Source organism: Pantoea sp. BS_8 (assembly GCF_041954965.1).
Classification (GTDB): domain Bacteria; phylum Pseudomonadota; class Gammaproteobacteria; order Enterobacterales; family Enterobacteriaceae; genus Pantoea; species Pantoea stewartii.
Map to the genome: position 1 here is coordinate 70,192 of NZ_JAVAXU010000003.1, position 20,771 is coordinate 90,962.

20 protein-coding genes are annotated in these 20,771 nt (G+C 58.1%); 7 read left to right on the forward strand and 13 right to left on the reverse strand.

All coding sequences use genetic code 11. The features are described from left to right. Positions 1–37: 37 nt before the first annotated feature. The 8 genes from cvpA to pdxB form a co-directional block, all read right to left on the reverse strand. Positions 38–523 (reverse strand): colicin V production protein, encoded by a 486-nt coding sequence (gene cvpA / locus RAC65_RS09160; protein ID WP_026021019.1) that lies wholly within the window; start codon positions 521–523, stop codon positions 38–40. A 252-nt stretch (positions 524–775) separates the two neighbouring features. After that, positions 776–1,555 (reverse strand): cell division protein DedD, encoded by a 780-nt coding sequence (dedD, locus tag RAC65_RS09165; RefSeq protein WP_033740672.1) that lies wholly within the window; start codon positions 1,553–1,555, stop codon positions 776–778. After that, positions 1,545–2,813, reverse strand: coding sequence for a bifunctional tetrahydrofolate synthase/dihydrofolate synthase (gene folC / locus RAC65_RS09170; RefSeq protein ID WP_375096620.1), 1,269 nt, complete (start codon positions 2,811–2,813; stop codon positions 1,545–1,547). Before folC ends, dedD begins: the two co-directional genes overlap by 11 nt. 91 nt (positions 2,814–2,904) lie before the next feature. Next, entirely contained in the window at positions 2,905–3,819 is a 915-nt protein-coding gene (gene accD, locus RAC65_RS09175; RefSeq protein ID WP_033740674.1) for an acetyl-CoA carboxylase, carboxyltransferase subunit beta, read from the reverse strand. A 155-nt stretch (positions 3,820–3,974) separates the two neighbouring features. Continuing rightward, complete coding sequence (locus tag RAC65_RS09180; protein ID WP_033740676.1) at positions 3,975–4,631, reverse strand: DedA family protein; 657 nt, start codon at positions 4,629–4,631, stop codon at positions 3,975–3,977. Between the two features lie 24 nt (positions 4,632–4,655). Continuing rightward, positions 4,656–5,459, reverse strand: coding sequence for a tRNA pseudouridine(38-40) synthase TruA (truA, locus tag RAC65_RS09185; protein WP_006120062.1), 804 nt, complete (start codon positions 5,457–5,459; stop codon positions 4,656–4,658). Next, positions 5,459–6,469, reverse strand: a complete 1,011-nt coding sequence (locus tag RAC65_RS09190) for an aspartate-semialdehyde dehydrogenase (protein ID WP_039339710.1) — start codon at positions 6,467–6,469, stop codon at positions 5,459–5,461. The genes truA and RAC65_RS09190 overlap by 1 nt, the downstream gene beginning before the upstream one ends. Positions 6,470–6,576: 107 nt before the next feature. Then, positions 6,577–7,710 carry a 4-phosphoerythronate dehydrogenase PdxB gene (gene pdxB, locus RAC65_RS09195; protein ID WP_375096621.1) on the reverse strand — a complete coding sequence of 378 codons (1,134 nt, stop codon included), beginning with the start codon at positions 7,708–7,710 and terminating at the stop codon, positions 6,577–6,579. Positions 7,711–7,858: 148 nt separating this feature from the next. Here pdxB and RAC65_RS09200 point away from each other — a divergent pair, with 148 nt between their 5' ends. Then, positions 7,859–8,758, forward strand: coding sequence for a DMT family transporter (locus RAC65_RS09200; protein ID WP_039339713.1), 900 nt, complete (start codon positions 7,859–7,861; stop codon positions 8,756–8,758). On the opposite strand, the gene RAC65_RS09205 is transcribed toward RAC65_RS09200, so the two are convergent. Together RAC65_RS09205 and tctD are read right to left on the reverse strand one after the other, a co-directional pair. Further along, entirely contained in the window at positions 8,739–10,127 is a 1,389-nt protein-coding gene (locus tag RAC65_RS09205; RefSeq protein WP_375096622.1) for a sensor histidine kinase, read from the reverse strand. The two genes, RAC65_RS09200 and RAC65_RS09205, sit on opposite strands and share 20 nt — an antisense overlap. Beyond that, positions 10,118–10,789, reverse strand: a complete 672-nt coding sequence (gene tctD, locus RAC65_RS09210) for a transcriptional regulator TctD (RefSeq protein WP_033740685.1) — start codon at positions 10,787–10,789, stop codon at positions 10,118–10,120. Before tctD ends, RAC65_RS09205 begins: the two co-directional genes overlap by 10 nt. A gap of 119 nt (positions 10,790–10,908) precedes the next feature. On the opposite strand from tctD, the gene RAC65_RS09215 reads away from it, so the two are divergent. The 4 genes from RAC65_RS09215 (at position 10,909) to flk (ending at position 15,001) form a co-directional block, all read left to right on the forward strand. Further along, positions 10,909–11,889, forward strand: coding sequence for a tripartite tricarboxylate transporter substrate binding protein (locus tag RAC65_RS09215; protein ID WP_058701311.1), 981 nt, complete (start codon positions 10,909–10,911; stop codon positions 11,887–11,889). Between the two features lie 12 nt (positions 11,890–11,901). After that, complete coding sequence (locus RAC65_RS09220) at positions 11,902–12,333, forward strand: tripartite tricarboxylate transporter TctB family protein (RefSeq protein ID WP_375096623.1); 432 nt, start codon at positions 11,902–11,904, stop codon at positions 12,331–12,333. 10 nt (positions 12,334–12,343) lie between these two features. Further along, positions 12,344–13,846 carry a tripartite tricarboxylate transporter permease gene (locus RAC65_RS09225; protein ID WP_033740688.1) on the forward strand — a complete coding sequence of 501 codons (1,503 nt, stop codon included), beginning with the start codon at positions 12,344–12,346 and terminating at the stop codon, positions 13,844–13,846. Positions 13,847–13,960: 114 nt separating this feature from the next. Further along, positions 13,961–15,001, forward strand: coding sequence for a flagella biosynthesis regulator Flk (flk, locus tag RAC65_RS09230; RefSeq protein ID WP_033740689.1), 1,041 nt, complete (start codon positions 13,961–13,963; stop codon positions 14,999–15,001). Between the two features lies 1 nt (position 15,002). Here the strand turns inward: flk and RAC65_RS09235 are convergent, their stop codons facing one another. Then, entirely contained in the window at positions 15,003–15,446 is a 444-nt protein-coding gene (locus RAC65_RS09235; RefSeq protein WP_110268188.1) for a rhodanese-like domain-containing protein, read from the reverse strand. 88 nt (positions 15,447–15,534) lie between these two features. Between RAC65_RS09235 and RAC65_RS09240 the strand changes: the two genes are divergently transcribed. Next, the gene (locus RAC65_RS09240) at positions 15,535–16,974 is read left to right on the forward strand and encodes a PLP-dependent aminotransferase family protein (RefSeq protein ID WP_058701309.1); all 1,440 of its coding nucleotides are present in this window, start codon (positions 15,535–15,537) and stop codon (positions 16,972–16,974) included. An 85-nt stretch (positions 16,975–17,059) separates the two neighbouring features. Here the strand turns inward: RAC65_RS09240 and fabB are convergent, their stop codons facing one another. Beyond that, positions 17,060–18,280 carry a beta-ketoacyl-ACP synthase I gene (gene fabB, locus RAC65_RS09245; protein ID WP_033740697.1) on the reverse strand — a complete coding sequence of 407 codons (1,221 nt, stop codon included), beginning with the start codon at positions 18,278–18,280 and terminating at the stop codon, positions 17,060–17,062. A 151-nt stretch (positions 18,281–18,431) separates the two neighbouring features. Here fabB and mnmC point away from each other — a divergent pair, with 151 nt between their 5' ends. Further along, the gene (mnmC, locus tag RAC65_RS09250; protein WP_375096624.1) at positions 18,432–20,444 is read left to right on the forward strand and encodes a bifunctional tRNA (5-methylaminomethyl-2-thiouridine)(34)-methyltransferase MnmD/FAD-dependent 5-carboxymethylaminomethyl-2-thiouridine(34) oxidoreductase MnmC; all 2,013 of its coding nucleotides are present in this window, start codon (positions 18,432–18,434) and stop codon (positions 20,442–20,444) included. Between the two features lie 28 nt (positions 20,445–20,472). Here mnmC and RAC65_RS09255 read toward each other — a convergent pair whose 3' ends face one another. Further along, positions 20,473–20,757: a YfcL family protein gene (locus RAC65_RS09255; RefSeq protein ID WP_006120077.1), complete on the reverse strand. Its 285-nt coding sequence runs from the start codon at positions 20,755–20,757 to the stop codon at positions 20,473–20,475. Positions 20,758–20,771: the final 14 nt, after the last annotated feature.

Below are 20,771 nucleotides of genomic sequence, written 5' to 3' on the forward strand. Positions count from 1 at the left end.
GTTGTCATTTCCTCATTAAGCCGTACGCCCGATGGTCTCACCGGGGCAAAAAACTCGACGTGCTTTTCAGGTAGTCAAAAAACCACCTGATTATAGAACTGAACTCGGGAATAAGTTGAGACTGCTGCCAGTCCGGGCTTTTTGAAAAACCCGTGAATGTATCCAGGAAGAACAGCAAAGCGGCTACAATAAGCACACCACGCAAGGCCCCGAAACAAACGCCTAATACCCGATCGGTTCCCGACAGGCCGGTTTTTTCTACCAGCGAGCCGATAACGTAGTTCACTATCGCCCCCACAATCAGGGTCGCAATGAACAGCACCGCAATGGCGATTCCGTTCCGAACCAGTTCGTCGTCAAAACCTGTAAACCAGACAGCAAGGTAGGCATAGTAATGACTGGCGACAAAAAACGCGCATCCCCAGGTAACAAGAGATAAGGCTTCGCGGACAAACCCTCGAACCAGGCTGACCAAAGCCGAAAAACCAACTACCGCAATAATGACGTAATCAATCCAGATCATGAACTCTTCCAGCGCCAGTGCCATTGCACCCCTGCATCCAGTTCGGGGCGCATTCTAACAGAAAAAGAAAACGTTTGCGTAGGGGTTTTCAGGTTCTGCATCCATAAAAAAGGCGAAGAAAAAAACGAACTTCGCCTGTGAGATTGTTATCCGGTTAACCCCTTGAAAAGCCAGGCTAACCGTTGCCCGCCCCGCTTAGCCAGAGCTGATTGTCGCTGCCTGTTATTCTTATCGGCAGCGCCAATCGCGGGTTTAACGCGCGCTGTAGGGTTTAACCACGCCGCTTAGACCCGAGACGTTTTTCAGCTCGCCCACTGCCGCCTGCATTTTCGCTTTAGACGCATCCGGTCCCACATAAATGCGGGTGATTTGTCCCTGCACCGGCGTTGACGGCACCGTATAGGCCCGGTAACCCGACAGGCGCAGCTTCGCGACAATCTCGTTGACCTTGCTGGCGTTCTTCAGCGCGCCCAACTGGACAACATACGCCTGTCCCGAGGGTTGCGTCTCTTTCGGTTGCTCTGCCGGGGCCGCTTCCTCGGTGCGCGCTGCCTGCTCGGCCGGCCTGGTTTTTTCAACGGGCTTCGCTTGCTCAACCGGTTTGGTTTTCTCGACCGGTTTGCTCTGCGTCTGTTCTACCGGCTTCGGTTTAGCCTGCTCGGTATGTTTCGGTTTTGTCGTCTCAGCTGGTTTTTCTTTCGCTGTCGTCGAATGTACAGGCGGCGGTGATACGACACTCGGCGCACTGTTTTGCTCGGGCTGCGTGCTGCCCTCTTGCGCCTGTGAGTTGCCCCCGTCAGGATGACTTACCGCACTGCCCGCGCCGGCAGGCGGATGGGCTGGCAGCGACTGGGTGACCGGCGGCACCATTTCGCTGTCCTGCTGGTCGTCCGGTTTCGGGACCAGTGGAATCGCCGCAAACTCTTCTTTATAGTGTTTTTTCTTACCATCCAGCAGCCCCGGCAACACAATCACGCCGATGGCCACCAGAATAACGGTACCGACTAAACGGTTTTGAAACTTACTCGCCACGTCCTCTCTCCGTTTCAATCGATTCCATCACCTGCGCGACGGTCAGGAAAGAGCCGCATACCAGGATGATGTCCTGCGGTTCAGCCTGCCGCCGCGCCTGTTGCCAGGCCTGTTCGACATCTGCGAATGCCCGGGCAGACGTTACGTGTGCCATGAGTTGTTCTGCACTGGCACCGCGCGGGCCGGACAGCGGCGCGCAGTACCAGAAGTCGACCTGCGGAGCCAGCGCGGACAGCGTCCCGGCGATATCTTTATCATGCAGCATCCCGACCACGGCGTGAACGTGCCCCCGCGTCGGCAAGGCAGCCAGGCGCGATGCCAGGTAGCCTGCTGCATGCGGGTTATGCGCTACATCCAGAATCACGCGAGGCGACTCACTGACGGTCTGAAAGCGCCCGGGTAACACCGCCAGCGGCAGGCTGGCACGGATATGTGCGTCGCTGACGTTGAGCCCCGAGGCACGCAGCGCCACCAGCGCCGTTGCCGCATTCGGCAGGGGCACCTGCGGCAGCGGTAGATCGCTCAGTTCACCGTGCGCATCGCGCAGAGACCAGCTTTCTGCCTGCGCATGATAGTGCCAGTCACGGCCAAGCTGAATGAGCTGAGCGCCCTTTTCCCTGGCGACATCGGCAATCGTCACCGGCATAGCAGGCTCACCCACCACCGCAGGTTTACCCTGACGGAATACGCCCGCTTTTTCCCGACCAATGCTGTCGCGATCCGGGCCAAGCCAGTCGGTATGGTCCAGCGCAATACTGGTCACTACCGCGACATCGGCATCCACAATATTCGTTGCGTCCAGCCGCCCACCCAGCCCGACTTCCAGAATGACCACGTCAAGCTTCGCCTGCTGAAACAGGTTAAGCGCCGACAGCGTGCCGAATTCAAAATAGGTCAGGGAGATAGTACCGCGTCCCGCTTCAATATCAGCGAAACTGGCGCTGTGTTGCGCTTCACTCAGCTCCTGTCCCTGCACCCGGACACGCTCCGTATAACGCACCAGATGCGGCGAGCTGTAAACGCCCACGCGATAGCCCGCGGCCATCAACAGGGTTTCAAGCGTCCGACAGGTAGTGCCTTTACCATTGGTACCGGCAACGGTGAAAACAAAAGGGGCAGGCTTCAGCAGGTCCAGACGTTGCGCCACCTGGCGAATACGGTCCAGGCCCAGTTCAATTGCCTGAGTGTGGAGGTGCTCAAGATAATAAAGCCACGTGGCCAAAGGCGACGTGGCTTGAGGGAGGTGAAGATTGTCCATATGTCCCGTTTTGCAAATTTATACCTGGTGAAAGCAACAAGGTATAGGGTGCATGGGTGGAAGGCGCGACCGGCGCGCCTTCTGTCTCCTGTCAGGCCTCGTTACTCTCCGGGTGGGACGTCGCAGGTGCGAACTCTTCACCATCGTGCAACGGTGCCGGCAGGTTCATCATTTTTGCCAGCAGACTTGCCAGTTTAAAGCGCATTTCCGGACGACGAATGATCATGTCAATCGCGCCTTTTTCAATCAGAAATTCACTTCGCTGGAAGCCCGGTGGCAGTTTTTCACGCACGGTCTGCTCAATAACGCGTGGACCCGCAAAGCCAATCAGCGCTTTCGGTTCGGCCACGTTCAGATCGCCCAGCATCGCGAAGCTGGCGGAAACACCGCCCATGGTTGGGTCAGTCAGCACCGAAATATACGGCAGACCGCGTTCCTGCATTTTCGCCAGCGCCGCAGAAGTTTTCGCCATCTGCATCAGTGACATTAACGCTTCCTGCATACGGGCACCGCCGCTGGCGGAGAAGCAGATAAGCGGACAGTTGTCTTCCAGCGCCTGCTCGACCGCGCGAACAAAACGCGCCCCGACAACAGAGCCCATTGAACCGCCCATAAACGCGAACTCAAAGGCTGCCGCGACAACCGGCATACCGTGCAGTTGGCCTTTCATGACGATCAGCGCATCTTTTTCATCTGTCGCTTTTTGTGCCGCAACCAGACGATCTTTGTACTTTTTGGAATCCCTGAACTTCAGCAGATCTTTGGGTTCCAGCTCACTGCCCAGTTCAACCAGCGTGCCCTGATCGAGCAGGCTCGCCAGACGCTCACGGGCGTGCATGCGCATGTGGTGGTCGCACTTCGGGCAGACCTCAAGATTACGCTCCAGCTCGGCACGGTAAAGTACCTGGCCACAGCTGTCGCATTTCGTCCACACTCCTTCCGGAATGTTGGCACGACGTGCAGGCGTAATATTGCTTTTATTAAGAATGCGTTCAATCCAGCTCATTGATGACCTTTCTGTTAAAAACTGACCTGGTCCAGTCGTCTTGATGCTGCTGAAAACCGCTTCAGCAGACGGTAAATGTCGCTCATTAAACCACAACCAGTTAAGACTGTGGATAAAAATCTGGTCTTACCCCTGAGCGGTAAGCCTGCTCAGGGTTAATTTTGCTGCTTAGCCTGGCGGCGATGACGCCAGATTTCGATAATGCCCGGCAGAACCGATACCACGATAATGCCCAGGATGAGCAGCTTAAGATTTTCCTGCACCACTGGCAAATCGCCAAACAGATAGCCTGCATACGAAAACAGCAGCACCCATGCCAGCGCACCGGTAACGTTAAACAGGGCAAAATGCCGATAGGACATGTGGCCCATGCCGGCGACAAAAGGGGCAAAGGTACGCACAATCGGCACGAAACGGGCAAGAATAATGGTTTTTCCACCATGACGGGCATAAAACGCATGGGTTTTATCCAGATAGCTGCGGCGGAAAATTTTCGAGTTCGGGTTGCTGAACAGGCGTTCACCGAACAGTTTACCGATGGTGTAGTTCACCGCATCACCCAGGATCGCCGCGATAACCAGCAGCGCGACCATCAGGTGGACGTTCAGATCGTTACCGGGCAATGCCGCCAGTGCCCCCGCGACAAACAGCAGCGAGTCGCCTGGCAAAAACGGCGTGACCACTAAGCCGGTTTCGCAGAATAGAATCAGGAACAAAATGGCGTAAATCCAGATGCCATACTGCGCGACTAATTCGGCCAGATGCACATCAATGTGCAAAATAAAATCGACCACAAAATGGATGAACTCCATAACGATCCCTTTAGCTAAGGTTGATTAATCCGCGAGGAACAACGGCCCCATCGGCGGCTGAGGTAAAGCAAAGTGCGCGGGATAATCCACCGCCACCAGATAAAGCCCTTCGGCTTTTGCCGTGGCCGCCGCCAGCGTGCGATCTTTGGCGGCCAGTAGTTCTGCCATCCAGGATTCTGGCTGATTACCACAGCCAATTTCCATCAGACTACCGACAATGTTGCGCACCATATGGTGCACAAAAGCGTTGGCTTTAATGTCCACAATGACATAGGGCCCGTGACGACTGACGTTCAGGTGCATCACGTTGCGCCATGGTGTACGCGACTGGCACTGTACGGCGCGAAATGAGGTAAAATCGTTCTCGCCCAGCAGGCTCTGCCCGGCGCGCTGCATCTTTTCCACATCCAGCGGATAGTAAAAGTGCGTCACGCCCTTGCCCAGGATAGCCGGGCGTAAGCGCTGGTTGTAAATCAGGTAACGGTAACGCCGGGCTGTGGCGCTGAACCGTGCATGAAACTCGTCCGGCACGGCTTTCACCCAACGTACAGCAATATCGTCCGGCAGATTGGCATTGACACCCAATGTCCAGGCGGCATCCGCTCGCTGCGCCACGGTCTCAAAATGCACCACCTGTCCGGTGCCGTGCACGCCAGCATCGGTACGCCCGGCGCAAAATACGCTCACCGGATGGTCTGCGACCTTCGACAGCGCCCGCTCCAGCTTTTCCTGCACGCTGCGCACTTCCTGCTGCCGTTGCCAGCCGTAGTATCGGCTGCCGTCGTACTCAATGCCCAGTGCCAGCTTTCTTGTCTGACCTTCCGACATCAGTACATATACTCCTGCACCAGCTTCTCTGCGGTTTTCACCGCCATCAGCGCGCCACCGAAACGAACGTTGTCCGCCACGGACCAGAACTGCAACAGCTCCGGAATACCGTAGTCATTACGTACACTGCCGATACTCAGCGCATCGCTACCTGAGGCATCCGTTACCGGCGTGGGAACGTCCTCTTCGTCGCTCAGGCGAATATCGGCGGCCAGGGCCAGCTCTGCTCTGGCTTCGTCTGCTGACAGCGGGCGCAGATTTTCAATGTGGACGATCTGGGCATTGCCATAAAACACTGGTGCCTGAACGCTGCTGACCGCCACGGGCAAACCGTCGTCCTGCAACACTTTACGCACCTGATCAACCAGGCGACGCTCGCTCTCCACGCTGCCCTCTGCATCGGCCTGTTGTGGCAGCAGGTTAAAAGCCAGCTGACGACCAAAATGGTGGTCATCCGCCGGTACGCCGTTCAGCAGGCGGGCGCTCTCCCCGGCCAGCGCATCCACAGCCACTTTGCCGTGCGTGGAGACGGAGATCAGATTGGTGACCTGCAAACGGCCTAAACCGGCGGCATCGACCAGCGGTTTGATAGCCGTCAGCAGCTGGCTCACCAGATTATCGGCCACGCTGATGATATTGCGATTACGGTAATCGGCCAGCACCTGCGGATTCACATCCGGCACCACCAGCGGTACGTCCGGCGACAGGGCAAACAGCTCACTGCTGTCGATAACCAGGCAACCCGCACTCGCCGCCTCTTCCGCATAACGGGCCGAGGCGTCACGACCGGCAACAAAGAAGGCCAGCTGCGCCTGTGACCAGTCAAACTCCGCGGCGTTTTCAACCCGCAGAGAGCGCCCTTCAAAACGTTTACTTTCACCGGCGCTGTTATCGCTTGCCAGCAAATACAATTCACCAACCGGGAACTGGCGTTGAGCCAGCAGTTCCAGTACAGCGTTCCCTACTGCGCCTGTTGCGCCAAGAAGCGCAATATTCCAGCCGTCAGACATGTTGGTTTACCTCAGACAATGACATAAAAACAGAAGGCGGTGATGTCACCGCCCAGGGATTCAGATTTATCCCTACACCTGTGCCCGCGTTTTACGCAGGCTGACAATCAGGTGGAGGATAATACGGCGTTAAAGCCCAACTGAGTGAGCATTTCTGCGGTCGCGGCCTCATCGCAGTTCACCTGCAATGATGACCACTCGCGACGCTCTTCATACTGCTTGCGCAGGCGGTCAAATTCACCCGGTTTTGCCGCCACTTTTCGCAGGGGCGCATCATCGCGGCGCACATCATACACCAGATGCACAAGACGTTTCAGCGTTGGCTGATCGAGCGGCCCATTCAGGCTGATCTGGCTGAACTCTGGCGTAGGCAACAGGCTGCTCAGGGGCACCTGCTGCGGCTGACCAATAAAGTCGCACCAGGCTTCGAACACCTGGGTGGTGCCGCGCGCCTTGCCCTCAAGGGTGTAACCGGCAATGTGCGCCGTGGCGATATCAACCCGATCCAGCAACGCGAGAGAGAGATCCGGCTCCGGTTCCCAGACGTCCAGCACCACGCTCAGATCGTGACGCAGGTTCAGCACCTCAAGCAGTGCGGCATTGTCGACCACCGGGCCACGGCAGGCGTTAATCAAAATCGTCTTCGGTTTCAGGGCCATCAGCAGCGCGGCATCGGCCAGATGCCAGCTTTTATAGGGGCCGGATTTAAACAGCGGCGTGTGAAAGGTCAGAATATCGGCCTGTTGCACCAGCGCATCAAGCGAGAGAAACTCGCCGTAATCACCCCGATCGGCGCGCGGGGGATCGCATAACAGGGTTTTTACGCCCCAGGCTTCCAGCCGCTTCTGCAGGCGTCCGCCCACATTTCCCACGCCCACGATGCCAACAGTACGATCGCGCAACTGGAAACCGTCCCGCTCTGCCAGCAGCAGCAAGGCAGAAAACACGTATTCAACCACCGCAATCGCGTTACAGCCGGGGGCCGCAGAGAAGGCGATGCCCGCCTGCTGCAGCCACGCTTCGTCAATATGATCCGTGCCCGCCGTGGCAGTGCCGACAAACTTAACGGGTTTGTCCTGCAACAACGCGGCGTTGACCTGGGTGACGGAACGCACCATCAGACCATCGGCATCCGCCAGCTCGGCTTCAGGAAGCGGTCGGCCAGGTACGGCGACCACATCGCCCGTACGACTAAAGAGTTCACGGGCATACGGCATATTTTCATCGACGAGAATTTTCACCACGGCTTTCCTGTCTTTGTATTGAAGGCCGCTATTCTGGCACAAAAGCCTGACATTCGCCTAACCACGCAGTGCAGGGGCGGGTAAGGCTGGCAGAAAGGGGCATCACAGGCGTACACTGCCGCGGGTCTGAGACGGGAGCCTTGTTATGGTCTTTTTATTTCCGCTGTTTGCGGTGTTGATTTGGTCGGTTAACGCTATCGTGAATAAATTATCGGCAGGTGCCATTGAGCCTGCCGCAATTTCGTTCTATCGCTGGCTGCTGGCGTTGCTGGTGCTGACGCCTTTTGTCCTGCCGGGCGTGCTGCGGCAATGGCAGACGATCCGGCCGCATCTGGGACGACTGATGATTCTGGGCCTGCTGGGCATGGCGCTGTATCAGAGTCTGGCCTATTACGCCGCCCATAGCGTGAGTGCCCTGTTTATGGGCATTATCGCCGCGCTCATCCCGCTACTCACCGTGCTGCTCAGTGTCCTTATTCTGCGGATTGCCCCGACTGTGGGGATTCTGGCCGGCAGTCTGATCTCCTTCTGTGGCTTAATCTGGCTGGTCAGTGAAGGCAAGCCTGACCAACTGCTGCATCACGGTATCGGTACGGGCGAAGCTCTGATGCTGGCGGCCTCAGCCTGCTATGCGCTTTACGGCGTGATGACAAAACGCTGGTCGATTCCCCTGCCCGTCTGGCAGAGTCTGTATGTGCAAATTGCCGCTGGCGTGATGCTGTTGCTGCCCGGTTTTCTGATGACACCGGATGTCTCGCTCACGCCACGGAATCTTCCCCTGGTGGCCTTTGCCGGCCTGTTCGCCTCCATTCTGGCCCCCTGGCTGTGGATTCATGGCGTACAAAAGTTGGGGGCCAGCATCACCAGTATTTTTATGAATCTGACACCGCTCTTTACCGCCCTGATTGCGGTGCTGTTTTTGCATGAACATCTGCACAGCTATCACTGGATTGGCGGCGGTCTGACGCTGGCGGGCGTTCTGCTGGCACAGCGTCTGCGCAGGCCGTTAACGCGACGGGAATCGCTTAAGGCCGATCCGCATTAAACCGGATAGTGACACGCAGCCCACCGAGTGACGGGCTGCTATCCAGCGTGACGGTTGCGCCATGCCAGGCGCAAATATCGTGCACCAGCGCCAGCCCGATACCTGCTCCCGTCTGCATCGCGGCGTTATCCAGCCGGATAAATGGCCGTAACGCGCTTTGCTGCTCTTCCGGGCGAATGCCCGGACCTGAATCCTCAATGTATAATCTGCCGCTCTCCAGGCGCGCCGTCACCGTACCCTGCACCGGCGTATAGGTAATAGCGTTATCCAGCAGGTTGGCGCACAGCTCGCCCAGCAGCAGCGCATCGCCTTTGACGTCGCCGTGCGCATCACCTTCGTAACCCAGGTCAATCTGTTTTGCACGCGCAGCCGCATAGCGGCTCAGGCACGCCTCGCGCACCACCGTCGCCAGATCCACTTTCACTATGGGTTTATCTTCGCCGTGTCGGGCTTTGATACGCGCCAGTTGCAGCAGCCGGTCGGTAAGCAGGATGGTGTCATCCAGCGTGTAGCGCATGCTCTGCAGGCTTTCCCGCCACTGTTCGGGCTGATGGCTGTCCAGCGCCGTGCCGATCTGGGTTTTCAGAATAGTGAGCGGCGTGCGAAGCTGATGAGCGGCGTCGGCGCTGAACCGATCCTGACGCGCCAGCAATCCCCGCAGCCGTTCCAGATAGCGGTTAAATGCCACGATAAGCGGCTGTAGCTCCGACCACGGCAGGGACGGCAGCGGCGTCAGTTCAGCACCATCGCGGCGCAGCACAATGCGGGACAGACGGCGTAAAGGCCGCAACACCCGGCGTAGCATCAGGCTTGCCAGCAACACGGCAATTAACACCAGCGCGCTCTGGCTGAGCAAAGCCGTGCGCATCAGCCCTTTCGCGAAAGCCTCACGGGAATGGATGGTTTCCGCGACCAGCACCAGCGCCATACCTTCCGCGCCCGTCTCGCTGACGGGCTGCCACAAGGCCGCCACCCGGATGCGCTGCTTTTGATAATAGCCGTCATAGAAATGGACCAGCGCGGGATAGGTCTCTGACATCGCGCTGGTGACGGGGATCGGGGGAAGCCCGTCATAGCCGGACAGCGTTTTCCCCTGCGGCGAAATCACCTGATAAAACAGGCGATCATTCATGTTGCGCTCAAAGCTGTCGAGCACCACCCAGGGCACGTCGACCTCCAGGTGTTGGTTACGCACCACCAGCCGTTCAGCGACTGTGCGCGCAGAGGCCAGCAGAGAGCGATCGTAGGCCTGATTCGCCGCCGCCAGTCCGCTCTGATAGTGCGTGTAAACAGAAAGCACCCACAGCAGGGAAAGCGGCAGCCCCAGCCAGGCCAGTAACTCGCCCCGTAGCGAGGTGATCAGTCGCATGCCAGGGTTTCCAGGCTGTAGCCCAGTCCGCGCAGCGTCACAATGCCCACGTTACTGCCCGCCAGCTTTTTGCGTACCCGGTGTACATACAGCTCGATGCTTTCCGGGCTGGCGTCATCCGCCAGGGTGAAGGTTTGTTCATACAAATGCTGCCGCGAGACCGGGCGGCCCCGACGCTGCATCAGCGTGGTCAGTACGCTGGATTCACGCGGTGTCAGCGCCAGCGGTTTCTCTGCCAGCAAAAAGTAGCCTTCACCGTTCAGCACCAACTGGCCCAGGGTCTGGTGCCGGGCCGAGTGTCCCTGCGCACGACGCAGCAACGCACGCAGGCGCGCATCCAGCTCATCCAGTTCGAAGGGTTTGGTCAGATAGTCATCCGCGCCGGTATTCAGGCCGCGCACGCGGTCGTCCAGCGTTGTGCGTGCGGTCAGCAGCAACACCGGGACATTTTGTCCACGCCGACGTAACCGGGTTAACACCTCAATGCCGTCCAGACGCGGCAGGGAAACATCCAGTACGACCAGCGCATAATCTTCACTTTGCAGGCTGTGATCCGCCGAAACGCCGTCCGCGACCCAGTCCACAGCAAACCCTTTTTGCGTTAACGCCTTCTGTAACCATCGCGCCAGCTCGGCCGTGTCTTCCACCAGTAAGAGACGCATATCACATCCTTTCACTAAACCTGATGGCTGAAAGGTAAATGAAAGGTTACCGATTTAACAATTCAATAACGCCGAATTGTCGGTAGTAATCACACTCTGAAAGAAAGATGGAGCGCACGATGAAAAAAATAATCCACACCGCCCTCGCCTCTGCCCTGTTGGCTCTCATATTGCCGTCGCCAGGTAATGCCGCTGCCCCCGACAGGACCGAATGCATTGCCCCCGCCAAACCGGGTGGCGGTTTCGATCTGACCTGTAAGCTGATTCAGGTTTCACTCATGGAAACCAAACAGATCGAAAAACCGATGCGCATTACCTACATGCCTGGCGGCGTGGGTGCTGTGGCCTATAACGCTATTGTGGCTCAGCGCCCGGCTGAAGCAGGCACTGTGGTCGCCTTTTCGGGCGGCTCACTGCTGAATCTGTCGCAGGGAAAATTTGGTCGTTACTCGGTCGATGATGTGAAGTGGTTAGCGGCCATCGGCACAGATTACGGCATGATCGCCGTGCGGGAAGACGCGCCGTGGAAAAATCTGGGCGAATTAATGGCGGCCATGAAGGCAGATCCGACCAAAGTGGTGGTCGGTGCGGGTGCCTCCATCGGCAGTCAGGACTGGATGAAAACCGCGCTGGTGGCGAAAGAAGCCGGTATCGATCCGCGTAAAATGCGCTATGTCGCCTTTGAAGGCGGGGGCGAAGTCGTCACCGCGTTGTTGGGCAATCATATTCAGGTGATGTCGGGCGATCTCAGCGAAATGGTGCCGCACCTGCAAGGCGGTAAACTGCGCGTCCTGGCGGTGATGGCCGACAAGCGTCTGCCCGATCAGCTGGCCACGATTCCGACGGCGAAAGAGCAAGGGTTTAACGTGGAATGGCCCATTATTCGTGGCTTCTATCTGGGGCCGAAGGTCAGCGACGCGGATTACCAGTGGTGGCAGAACGCGTTCGAAAAAATGGTGCAAACGCCCGAATTCAGGCAACAGCGCGAACTGCGTGGCCTGTTTGAGTTCAATCTCTTTGGCGCAGAACTGGATAAATACGTGAAGAATCAGGTGGCCGCTTACCGTGAGCAGGCGAAATCCTTTGGTCTGGCTAAGTAACCGGAGCGCATCATGAGCGATCGTATTTTTGCCACGCTGTGGCTGGTGTTATGTCTGGCAGGGTTAGTTGTCGCCTGGCAAATCCAGAGTGAATACAGTTATGAACCCGTCGGCCCGCGGCCTTTTCCGCTGGCGTTGCTCACCCTGATGGCGCTGTGTGCCGTCATGCTGCTGCTGAGAAAGCCCGATGCTATCCAGTGGCCCGCACCGCAGACGATGAAACGTCTGGTGGCGCTGGCCGTCATGCTGTTCGTGTATGGCTGGCTGTTTGAACGTCTGGGGTTCCCGTTATCCACCGCGCTCCTGACCTTAGGCATCGGCATGCTGTTTGGCGCGCGCTGGTGGGCCGCCGTCCTGTCCGGCGCGGTTATGGGGTGGGCGCTGTTTTACGCCTTTGACCATCTGCTGGATGTCACCCTGCCGGCTGGCAGCCTGATGAGCTAAGGAGAAAAAAATGGATATCTGGTCTTTTCTCATGCAGGGTTTTGCCGTTGCCATGACACCGCAAAACCTGCTGATTGCCTTAACTGGCTGCTTTATCGGAACGATTGTTGGCCTGCTGCCCGGTCTGGGTCCGATCAACGGCGTGGCCATTCTGATGCCGCTGGCCTTTGCGCTGCACCTGCCTGCGGAGTCTGCCCTGATTTTACTGGCAACGGTGTATCTGGGCTGCGAATACGGCGGACGCATCTCGTCGATACTGCTCAATGTGCCCGGCGACGCTGGCGCGATTATGACCGCGCTGGATGGCTACCCCATGGCACAGCAGGGAAAAGCGGGCGTAGCGCTGTCTGTCTCTGCCGTGAGTTCGTTTGTCGGCTCCACCATTGCGATTATCGGCATCATCCTGTTCGCCCCGCTGCTGGCGCGCTGGTCGCTGGCGTTTGGCCCGGCGGAGTATTTTGCGCTGATGGTGTTTGCCATTGCCTGCCTGGGCAGCATGATGAGCCAGAATCCGCTCAAGTCATTTCTGTCCGCCCTGATTGGCTTAAGCATGGCGACCGTCGGCGTGGATGCCAACACCGGCGTTTACCGCTTTACCTTTGACAGCGTTCACCTCTCCGACGGCATTCAGTTTGTCGTGGTAGTCATTGGCCTGTTCTCGGTGAGCGAAATTTTGCTGATGCTGGAATCCACCCATACGGGACAAAAGGTGGTACGCGCCAGTGGCCGCATGATGTTCAACATGAAAGAAGCTGCCCAGTCGACCGGGGCGACGCTGCGATCATCGTTTATTGGTTTCTTTGTCGGTGTCTTGCCCGGTGCCGGTGCCACCATCGCCAGCGCAATCGCCTACATGACAGAGAAAAAAATCAGCGGCAGCGACCAGTTTGGTAAGGGCGATATTCGTGGTGTTGCTGCGCCGGAAGCCGCCAACAACGCTTCGGCGTGCGGATCGTTTATTCCGATGCTGACGCTGGGCATTCCGGGCTCTGGCACCACCGCGGTGATGGTCGGCGCGTTGACGTTATATAACATCACGCCCGGTCCGGCGATGTTTACCGAACAGCCGGATATCGTCTGGGGGCTCATTGCGGCGCTGTTAATTGGCAACGTGATGCTGCTGATTATGAACATCCCGATGATCAACGTGTTCGCGCGCATGCTGACCATTCCGCTGTGGTTTCTGGTACCGGCCATTGCCGCCATTTCTGCGGTTGGCGTTTACGCCGTACACAGCACCACCTTTGACCTGCTGTTGATGGTCGGGCTTGGTGTTTTTGGCTATATCCTGCGAAAAATGGACTTCCCGATGTCACCGCTGATCTTAGGTTTCGTGTTGGGCGAAATGCTGGAGCAGAACCTGCGCCGTGCGCTGTCTATCAGCAATGGTGAAATGGCGATTTTGTGGGAGAGCCCGATTGCCAAAGTGCTGCTGATCCTGGCCGTGGCGGTATTGATTGTTCCGTTTGTATGGAAACGTCTGCGCCGTAAAGCCACGCCTGCGCATCAGTAAGTAAATCTTTGGTTGAAACACATCAGCCCCGTGGATTTCCAGGGGGCTTTTGTTATCATAGCGTATTCTGTTTCCGGCGCACCCCACGCTAGTCTGTTTTCCAAGGAATCCGCCATGCAACCTGTCAGCGGCCCCGGTGTGCCGGTCGGCGATCGTTCATCTGTTAATCCCCAAACTGACACTTCACGTCCGGGCAGCGTTGCCGGTGAACAACCGCTGTCGCCTGCCCAGCGTACGACGCTTGAGCGTTTGATTGTGCGCATCATGTCCCTCAGCACGTTAAAAGCGCCGGAGCTCTGGGCTGGGCTGCGCCATGAAGTGGGTGTGAAGAGTGAAGCGGAACTGCAGTCGCGCCACTTCCCGGCTGCCGAGCAGTTTCTCAACGCCCGCCTGGCGCAGGTGCAAAATGGCCATGCCACACGTCAGCTGATGACGCAACTGACCGAATTGCTGCCGAAAGGAAACAATCGTCAGGCTGTCAGTGATTTTATCCGTCAGCAGTTTGGTCAGACGGTGCTGAGTGCCCTGACGCAGGACCAGCTGCGTCAGGTGTTAACCATGCTGCAAAATGGTCAGATGGCAATCCCCCAGCCGCAACAGAGTCGCACCAGCGATCGCTCTCTGCTGCCCGCCGAACACCAGGCGCTGAATCAGCAGATCGTCCGCCTGGCGGCCGCCACCGGCGAATCCAGCGGCAAAATCTGGACGGCGGCGCTGAAGCTGGTGAACCTGACCAGTGGCGATCCGATTCCTTCACGCCATTACCCGTTACTGACTCAGTATCTCCAGGTGCGTCAGACGCTGAGCCAGCACAGCGCGCCAACGCTGCAGCTGATTGAAAGCTCACTGAAACATCCTCTGGACAAGCGTGAGCAGCAGATGCTGGAGGATTACAGCCAGCAACGGTTCCAGGCTACCCCGCAGACGGTGTTGACGCCGACCCAGACGCAGGACCTGCTTAACTTCCTGTTTTCACGGCGCGCAGAGCGAGCCCATGAGCAGGCGCTGGCCGACAGTGAGTTGAATCCGCACCCCATCTGGGCACCGATTTCCGCCTCGCTGCCGCCCGCGCTGAAACCGCTGGCTGAGCGCCCCTTACTGGCCGCGGTCGTCGGGCTGATCGTACTGGCCTTTCTGCTCTGGCTGGTGCTGTAAGTCAGCAACCACAGGATGCCGCAGCCGTTGTCTGCGGCCATTCGCCCGCCTCATCGCCCCATGCCATGGGGTGACCATCCCGCTTCCAGAAATCCAGCCCGCCAGTCAGCTCTTTCACCTGAAAGCCCAACAAGGCTAACTGATGCGCCGCTTTGGTTGAGCCATTGCAGCCAATCCCATCGCAGTAGGTGACGTACACTTTATTACGATCCAGGCGGGCCGTGCTGGCTTCGTTCATTTCCCGGTGTGGGAAAGAGATCGCGCCACAGATATGACCGCCGCGATATGCCTCTGCCTTTCGCGCATCCACGACCACAATCCCCTGAACCTGACGGGAAAGATCCTCAGCCAGATCCCAGGCATCGGTGTAATACGCCAGTTTAGCCTGCAGATACGCCACGCTTTGCGACGGTGAGGCGGGAGGGAAACGTAAAACGGATGACATCGGCATTTCTCCTGTTGTGTGATGACGGCAGTGTACGGCAAAGTGGATGCCTGACTAAGACCCATCTGAACCTGTTGATAAGACCATTATGTCGTCACCGCTTCTGCAACTGTTTCATCATCAGACCACGGGCGGTCTGCGTGACCGCCTGTGCGCCACGCTGCGTCAGTGGATAGAAACCGCGCACCTTCAGGCCGGACAGAAACTGCCCTCTACACGTCAGCTGGCCACGGATTTAACGCTGTCACGCGTGACGGTGGAAGCGGCTTACGCCCAGCTCGAAAGCGAGGGTTATCTGCGGCGGGAAACAGGCCGGGGCAGTTTTGTTGCCATCACTCTCCCTGACAAAGCTCCCCGCATTCGCGCCAGCCGCATGGCCCGGTTGTCACGACGCGGCCAGCAGGTCCTGGCGACAGGCGGCTGCCAGGACGCGCCGTTTCCCTGTGCGTTTGCAGCGGGTTCTCCGGAGTTGCGGGCGTTTCCTCATGCGGTCTGGCGGCGGTTAACCGCACGTATCCAGCACAGCGAAGGCCAGAGCGTGATGGGCTATGGCGATCCGTCAGGCTATATGCCACTGCGCCACGCGCTGGCTGATTACCTTGCGTTGTCGCGCGGCATTCACTGCCAGCCTGAGCAGGTCGTGATTCTGACCAGCTCGCAGCAGGCCCTTCAGCTACTGGCGCTGATGCTGGTCGACCCTGGCGATAACGTGTGGATGGAGGAGCCGGGTTATGCGGGCGCACGCAACGCCTTTCTGGCTGCGGGTGCCCGCGTGAGAGGAATAAGTGTGGATGGCCAGGGCGCCGTCCCTCAGCCTGGCGCGGCAAAGCTGATGTACCTGACGCCCTCCCATCAGTATCCGACAGGTGTTGCCTTGAGTCTGCCACGTCGTCTCGCATGGCTCGACTGGGCTCGCCGCAACGGTAGCTGGCTCATCGAAGACGATTATGACAGTGAGTTTCACTATGATGAGCGCCCCGCTCCCGCGCTGCACGCACTCGACAGGGATCAGCGGGTGATAACCTTAGGCACGTTTTCAAAATCCCTGTTCCCGTCCCTGCGCCTGGCATGGATGGTCGTGCCCGAGGCGCTGGTGGAACCCTCGGGTCGCGTACGCAGCATTCTGGATGGTCACAGCGCCCTGCTTCCCCAGGCGGTGACCGCCGCGTTTATGCAGCAGGGGCACTTCGCCAGTCATCTGCGCCTCATGCGTCAGCTTTACCAGTGCCGTCGCGATCGCTTACTGGAACAGATTGAACAGCGTCTGACGCCTTGGCTCACCCCCTTTCCCTGTCCGGGCGGACTGCAGCTGGCTGTTAACCTGTTACAGGGGGATGAAGGCGCTTTGACCGTACAGGCGGCAAACGCGGGCTTACTGTTACCCCGGCTCAGCCCGCTGTATAGCGAAAAAACAAACCGGCAAGGCTGGATATTAGGTTTTGCGGCGCTCACGCCGGATGAAATTGTGGCGGGATGTGACAGTCTGGTCAGGCTGCTGTCACGCAGCGCATCCCGTCAACGTGACTAATGGACCGAAACAAAAAAGGCCGGCAATCGCCGACCTTTTGGATGTGTGTGCGTCATGCTGCGCGCAACATGACGCTTCGCCACACTTATGCCTGGTATTTACGCAGGGTCAGGGTGGCGTTGGTGCCGCCGAAACCAAAGCTGTTAGACATCACGGTGGTAAGGGCTTTTTCCGTCGGCTCTGTCACGATGTTCATGCCTTCTGCTGCGGCGTCCAGCGAGCTGATGTTAATGCTTGGGGCGATAAAGCCGTGCTCCAGCATCAGCAGTGAGTAAATCGCTTCCTGCACACCCGCCGCTCCTAAGGAGTGGCCGGTCATGGCTTTGGTCGCAGAGATGTACGGTGTGTTTTCGCCAAACACTTCACGAATAGCACCCAGCTCTTTGACATCGCCCACTGGCGTAGAGGTACCATGGCTGTTCAGATAGTCGATTGGCGTGTCCACGCCCTGCATCGCCATCTTCATGCAGCGTACAGCGCCTTCACCTGACGGTGCGACCATATCAGCACCATCAGAGGTGGCACCGTAGCCCACGATTTCAGCATAGATGTGCGCGCCACGAGCCAGCGCATGCTCCAGCTCTTCCACCACGACCATACCGCCGCCGCCTGCGATAACGAAGCCGTCGCGCTCGTTGTCATAGGTACGTGACGCTTTTTCTGGCGTGTCGTTGTAACGGGTCGACAGGGCGCCCATCGCATCGAACTCACAGGCCATTTCCCAGCACAGCTCTTCGCCGCCGCCGGCAAAAACGATATCCTGCTTGCCCAGTTGAATCTGCTCAACCGCGTTACCAATACAGTGTGCAGAGGTCGCACAGGCTGAACTGATAGAGTAGTTTACGCCGTGGATTTTAAACGGTGTGGCCAGGCAGGCAGAAACACCGGATGCCATCGCCTTGGTCACCACATAAGGGCCAACGGCTTTCAGGCCGCGTGGGCTGCGCATCGCATCCGCGCCAAAAACCTGAAAACGTGGAGAACCGCCGCCGGAACCTGCAATCAAACCTACGCGAGGGTTGTTCTGGTAGGCTTCGTTGCTCAGGCCAGAATCTTTGATAGCTTCTTCCATTGACAGGTAAGCATAGATGGACGCATCACTCATGAACCGCACAATTTTGCGATCAATGAGGCCGGTGGTATCGAGTTTAACGTTACCCCAGACGTGACTACGCATGCCGGAATCTTTCATCTCCTGGGAAAAAGTGATGCCTGAGCGGCCTTCACGCAGAGATGCCAGCACCTCTTGCTGGTTATTACCAATACTGGAAACGATCCCTAAGCCAGTAATCACAGCACGTTTCATTCAATCTTCCTCAACACTTCTGTTATTTGACGAGCACTCTAGCTTACACTTGTACGCCGAACAAGTCCGATCAGCCAATTCCTTTGTAAATTTGCGTCATCTTCCCCCGGCCGATAAACTCCTGCCATTCCCTGAAAAATGAGCCTTTACTGTGAAACTGTCTCCGGTTGAACATGCCCAACTGAGCTGGAATGAACAGGGTACACCTGTTTCCCGAGCCTTCGGCGACGTCTACTTTTCCAACGACAATGGTCTGGAAGAGACGCGCTACGTGTTTCTGGGTGGCAATGATTTCCCCCAACGATTTCACCACCATCCACGCGACCTGCTGATTGTGGCCGAGAGCGGCTTCGGCACTGGCCTTAACTTTCTTACGCTCTGGCAGGCGTTTGACCAGTTCCAGCGTCATCATCCCGATGCGGCGCTGAAGCGACTGCATTTCATCAGCTTTGAAAAATTTCCGTTGACCCAGGCCGATCTGATGGCGACCCATCAGCACTGGCCTGAACTTGCGCCCTGGGCCGACCAACTCCAGCGTCAGTGGCCATTGGCCCTGCCCGGCTGCCAGCGGCTGTTATTCGATGCCGGCCGCATCACGCTGGATCTGTGGTTAGGCGATATTAATGCGCTAATTAATAATTTTGATGACAGTCTGCATCGTCAGGTCGACGCGTGGTTTTTAGATGGCTTTGCGCCGTCGAAAAATCCCGATATGTGGACGCCGGAACTGTTTCAGTCGATGGCGGCGCTGGCCCGGCCAGGGGGCACATTTGCCACCTTTACGGCCGCCGGTTTCGTACGTCGTGGCTTGCAGGAAGCGGGCTTTGCGGTCACGCGCCGTAAAGGATTTGGTCCAAAACGGGAAATGCTGTGCGGCTCGCTTGAACAGGCACCAGCACAGTACCCGCGCCAACCCTGGTATGCCCGGCCTGCGCCGTCTGAAAAAGAGGTCGCTCTGGTGGGCGGCGGTATCGCCAGTGCGACGCTGGCCCTGGCTTTACTGCGCCGCGGCTGGCGCGTTACGCTGTATTGCGCCGACGAAGCCCCCGCGCTGGGCGCATCCAGCAATCGTCAGGGCGCACTATACCCTTTGCTTAATCAGCACGATCCGGCGCTTGCCACCTTTTTCCCCGCCGCCTTCACGTTTGCCCGTCGCCTGTATGACGCGCTGGATCTGCCGTTCGAACACGACTGGAGCGGCGTCCTGCAGCTCGGCTGGGACGATAAAAGTGCCAGCAAGATTGAACAGATGCTGGCGATGGGATTACCTGAAGAAATTGCCCATGGCGTGACGCAACAGGAAGCCGAGGCGCTGGCGAAGGTTGCGCTGCACTGCGGCGGCATCTATTACCCGATGGGCGGCTGGTTAGCCCCGGCCGAACTGACCTCTTCCCTGCTGTCCAGGGGCGAGCAACTGGGATTGCGTGTACACTGGCTGCATCGCGTCACCGCGCTCAGTCAGAATGCGCAGGGCTGGACGTTAACCTTTAGCGAGCAGCCCGATGTGCATCACGCTGCCGTGGTGTTGGCGAACGGCCATCACCTCACCGACCTGCCCCAGACCGACGCGCTGCCCGTGTATCCGGTGGCCGGTCAGGTCAGCCATGTTCCCGTATCGCCTGCGCTGTCGGCGCTCAGGACGGTGCTCTGCTACGATGGCTATCTCACGCCCGCCAGTCCCCAGTTTGCGACGCACTGTATCGGGGCCAGCTATCACCGGGGCGAGACCTCCACCGCCTTTCGTGAAGCGGATCAGCAGGAGAATCACCGCCGCCTGCAGCATTGCCTGCCGCACAGCGACTGGGTTAATGCGGTGGATGTCAGTCAGAACGCAGCGCGCAGCGGCGTACGTTGTGCCACGCGGGATCACTTACCGATGGTGGGCTGTGTGCCGGATTACGCAGCGACGCTTGCGCTTTATGCCGATCTGGCGCAGCAGAATGCCCGCGGAGCGGCGATCCCAGCGGCGCCGTACTTTCCCGGCCTTTATCTGTTCGGCGCACTTGGCTCGCGCGGGCTGTGCAGCGCACCGCTGGCGGCAGAAGTCCTGGCGGCACAGCTGAGCGGCGAACCTCAGCCGCTGGATGCCAGCACGCTGGCGGCGCTGAATCCTAATCGTTACTGGGTCAGAAAGCTGCTGAAGGGCAAAAAAGCGGGGAAATAGCACCAGGGCGGCATGCCGCCCTGCTCACTCAGGCAGTCTGCTGACGCGCCTGTAAAAACAGATTATCCCACATGCCAATGACCAGCGCCTGATCCCGTGGCGATAACTCTCCGGCGGCAATGGCATTTTGCAGGCTGCGGGTGACCTGAATCTGCAGCGCCTGCGGCGTGTGGTCATCCAGTTGCTCCACTTCCGCGACTGCCAGGGTTAAATGGCCACGCAGATAACCGCTGGCAAACAGCTCATCGTCACTGGCGTGCTCAACCATATCGTCAATCAGGGCCAGAATACGCGCTTCAAATTCTGCGATCATCTCAATTCCTCTGT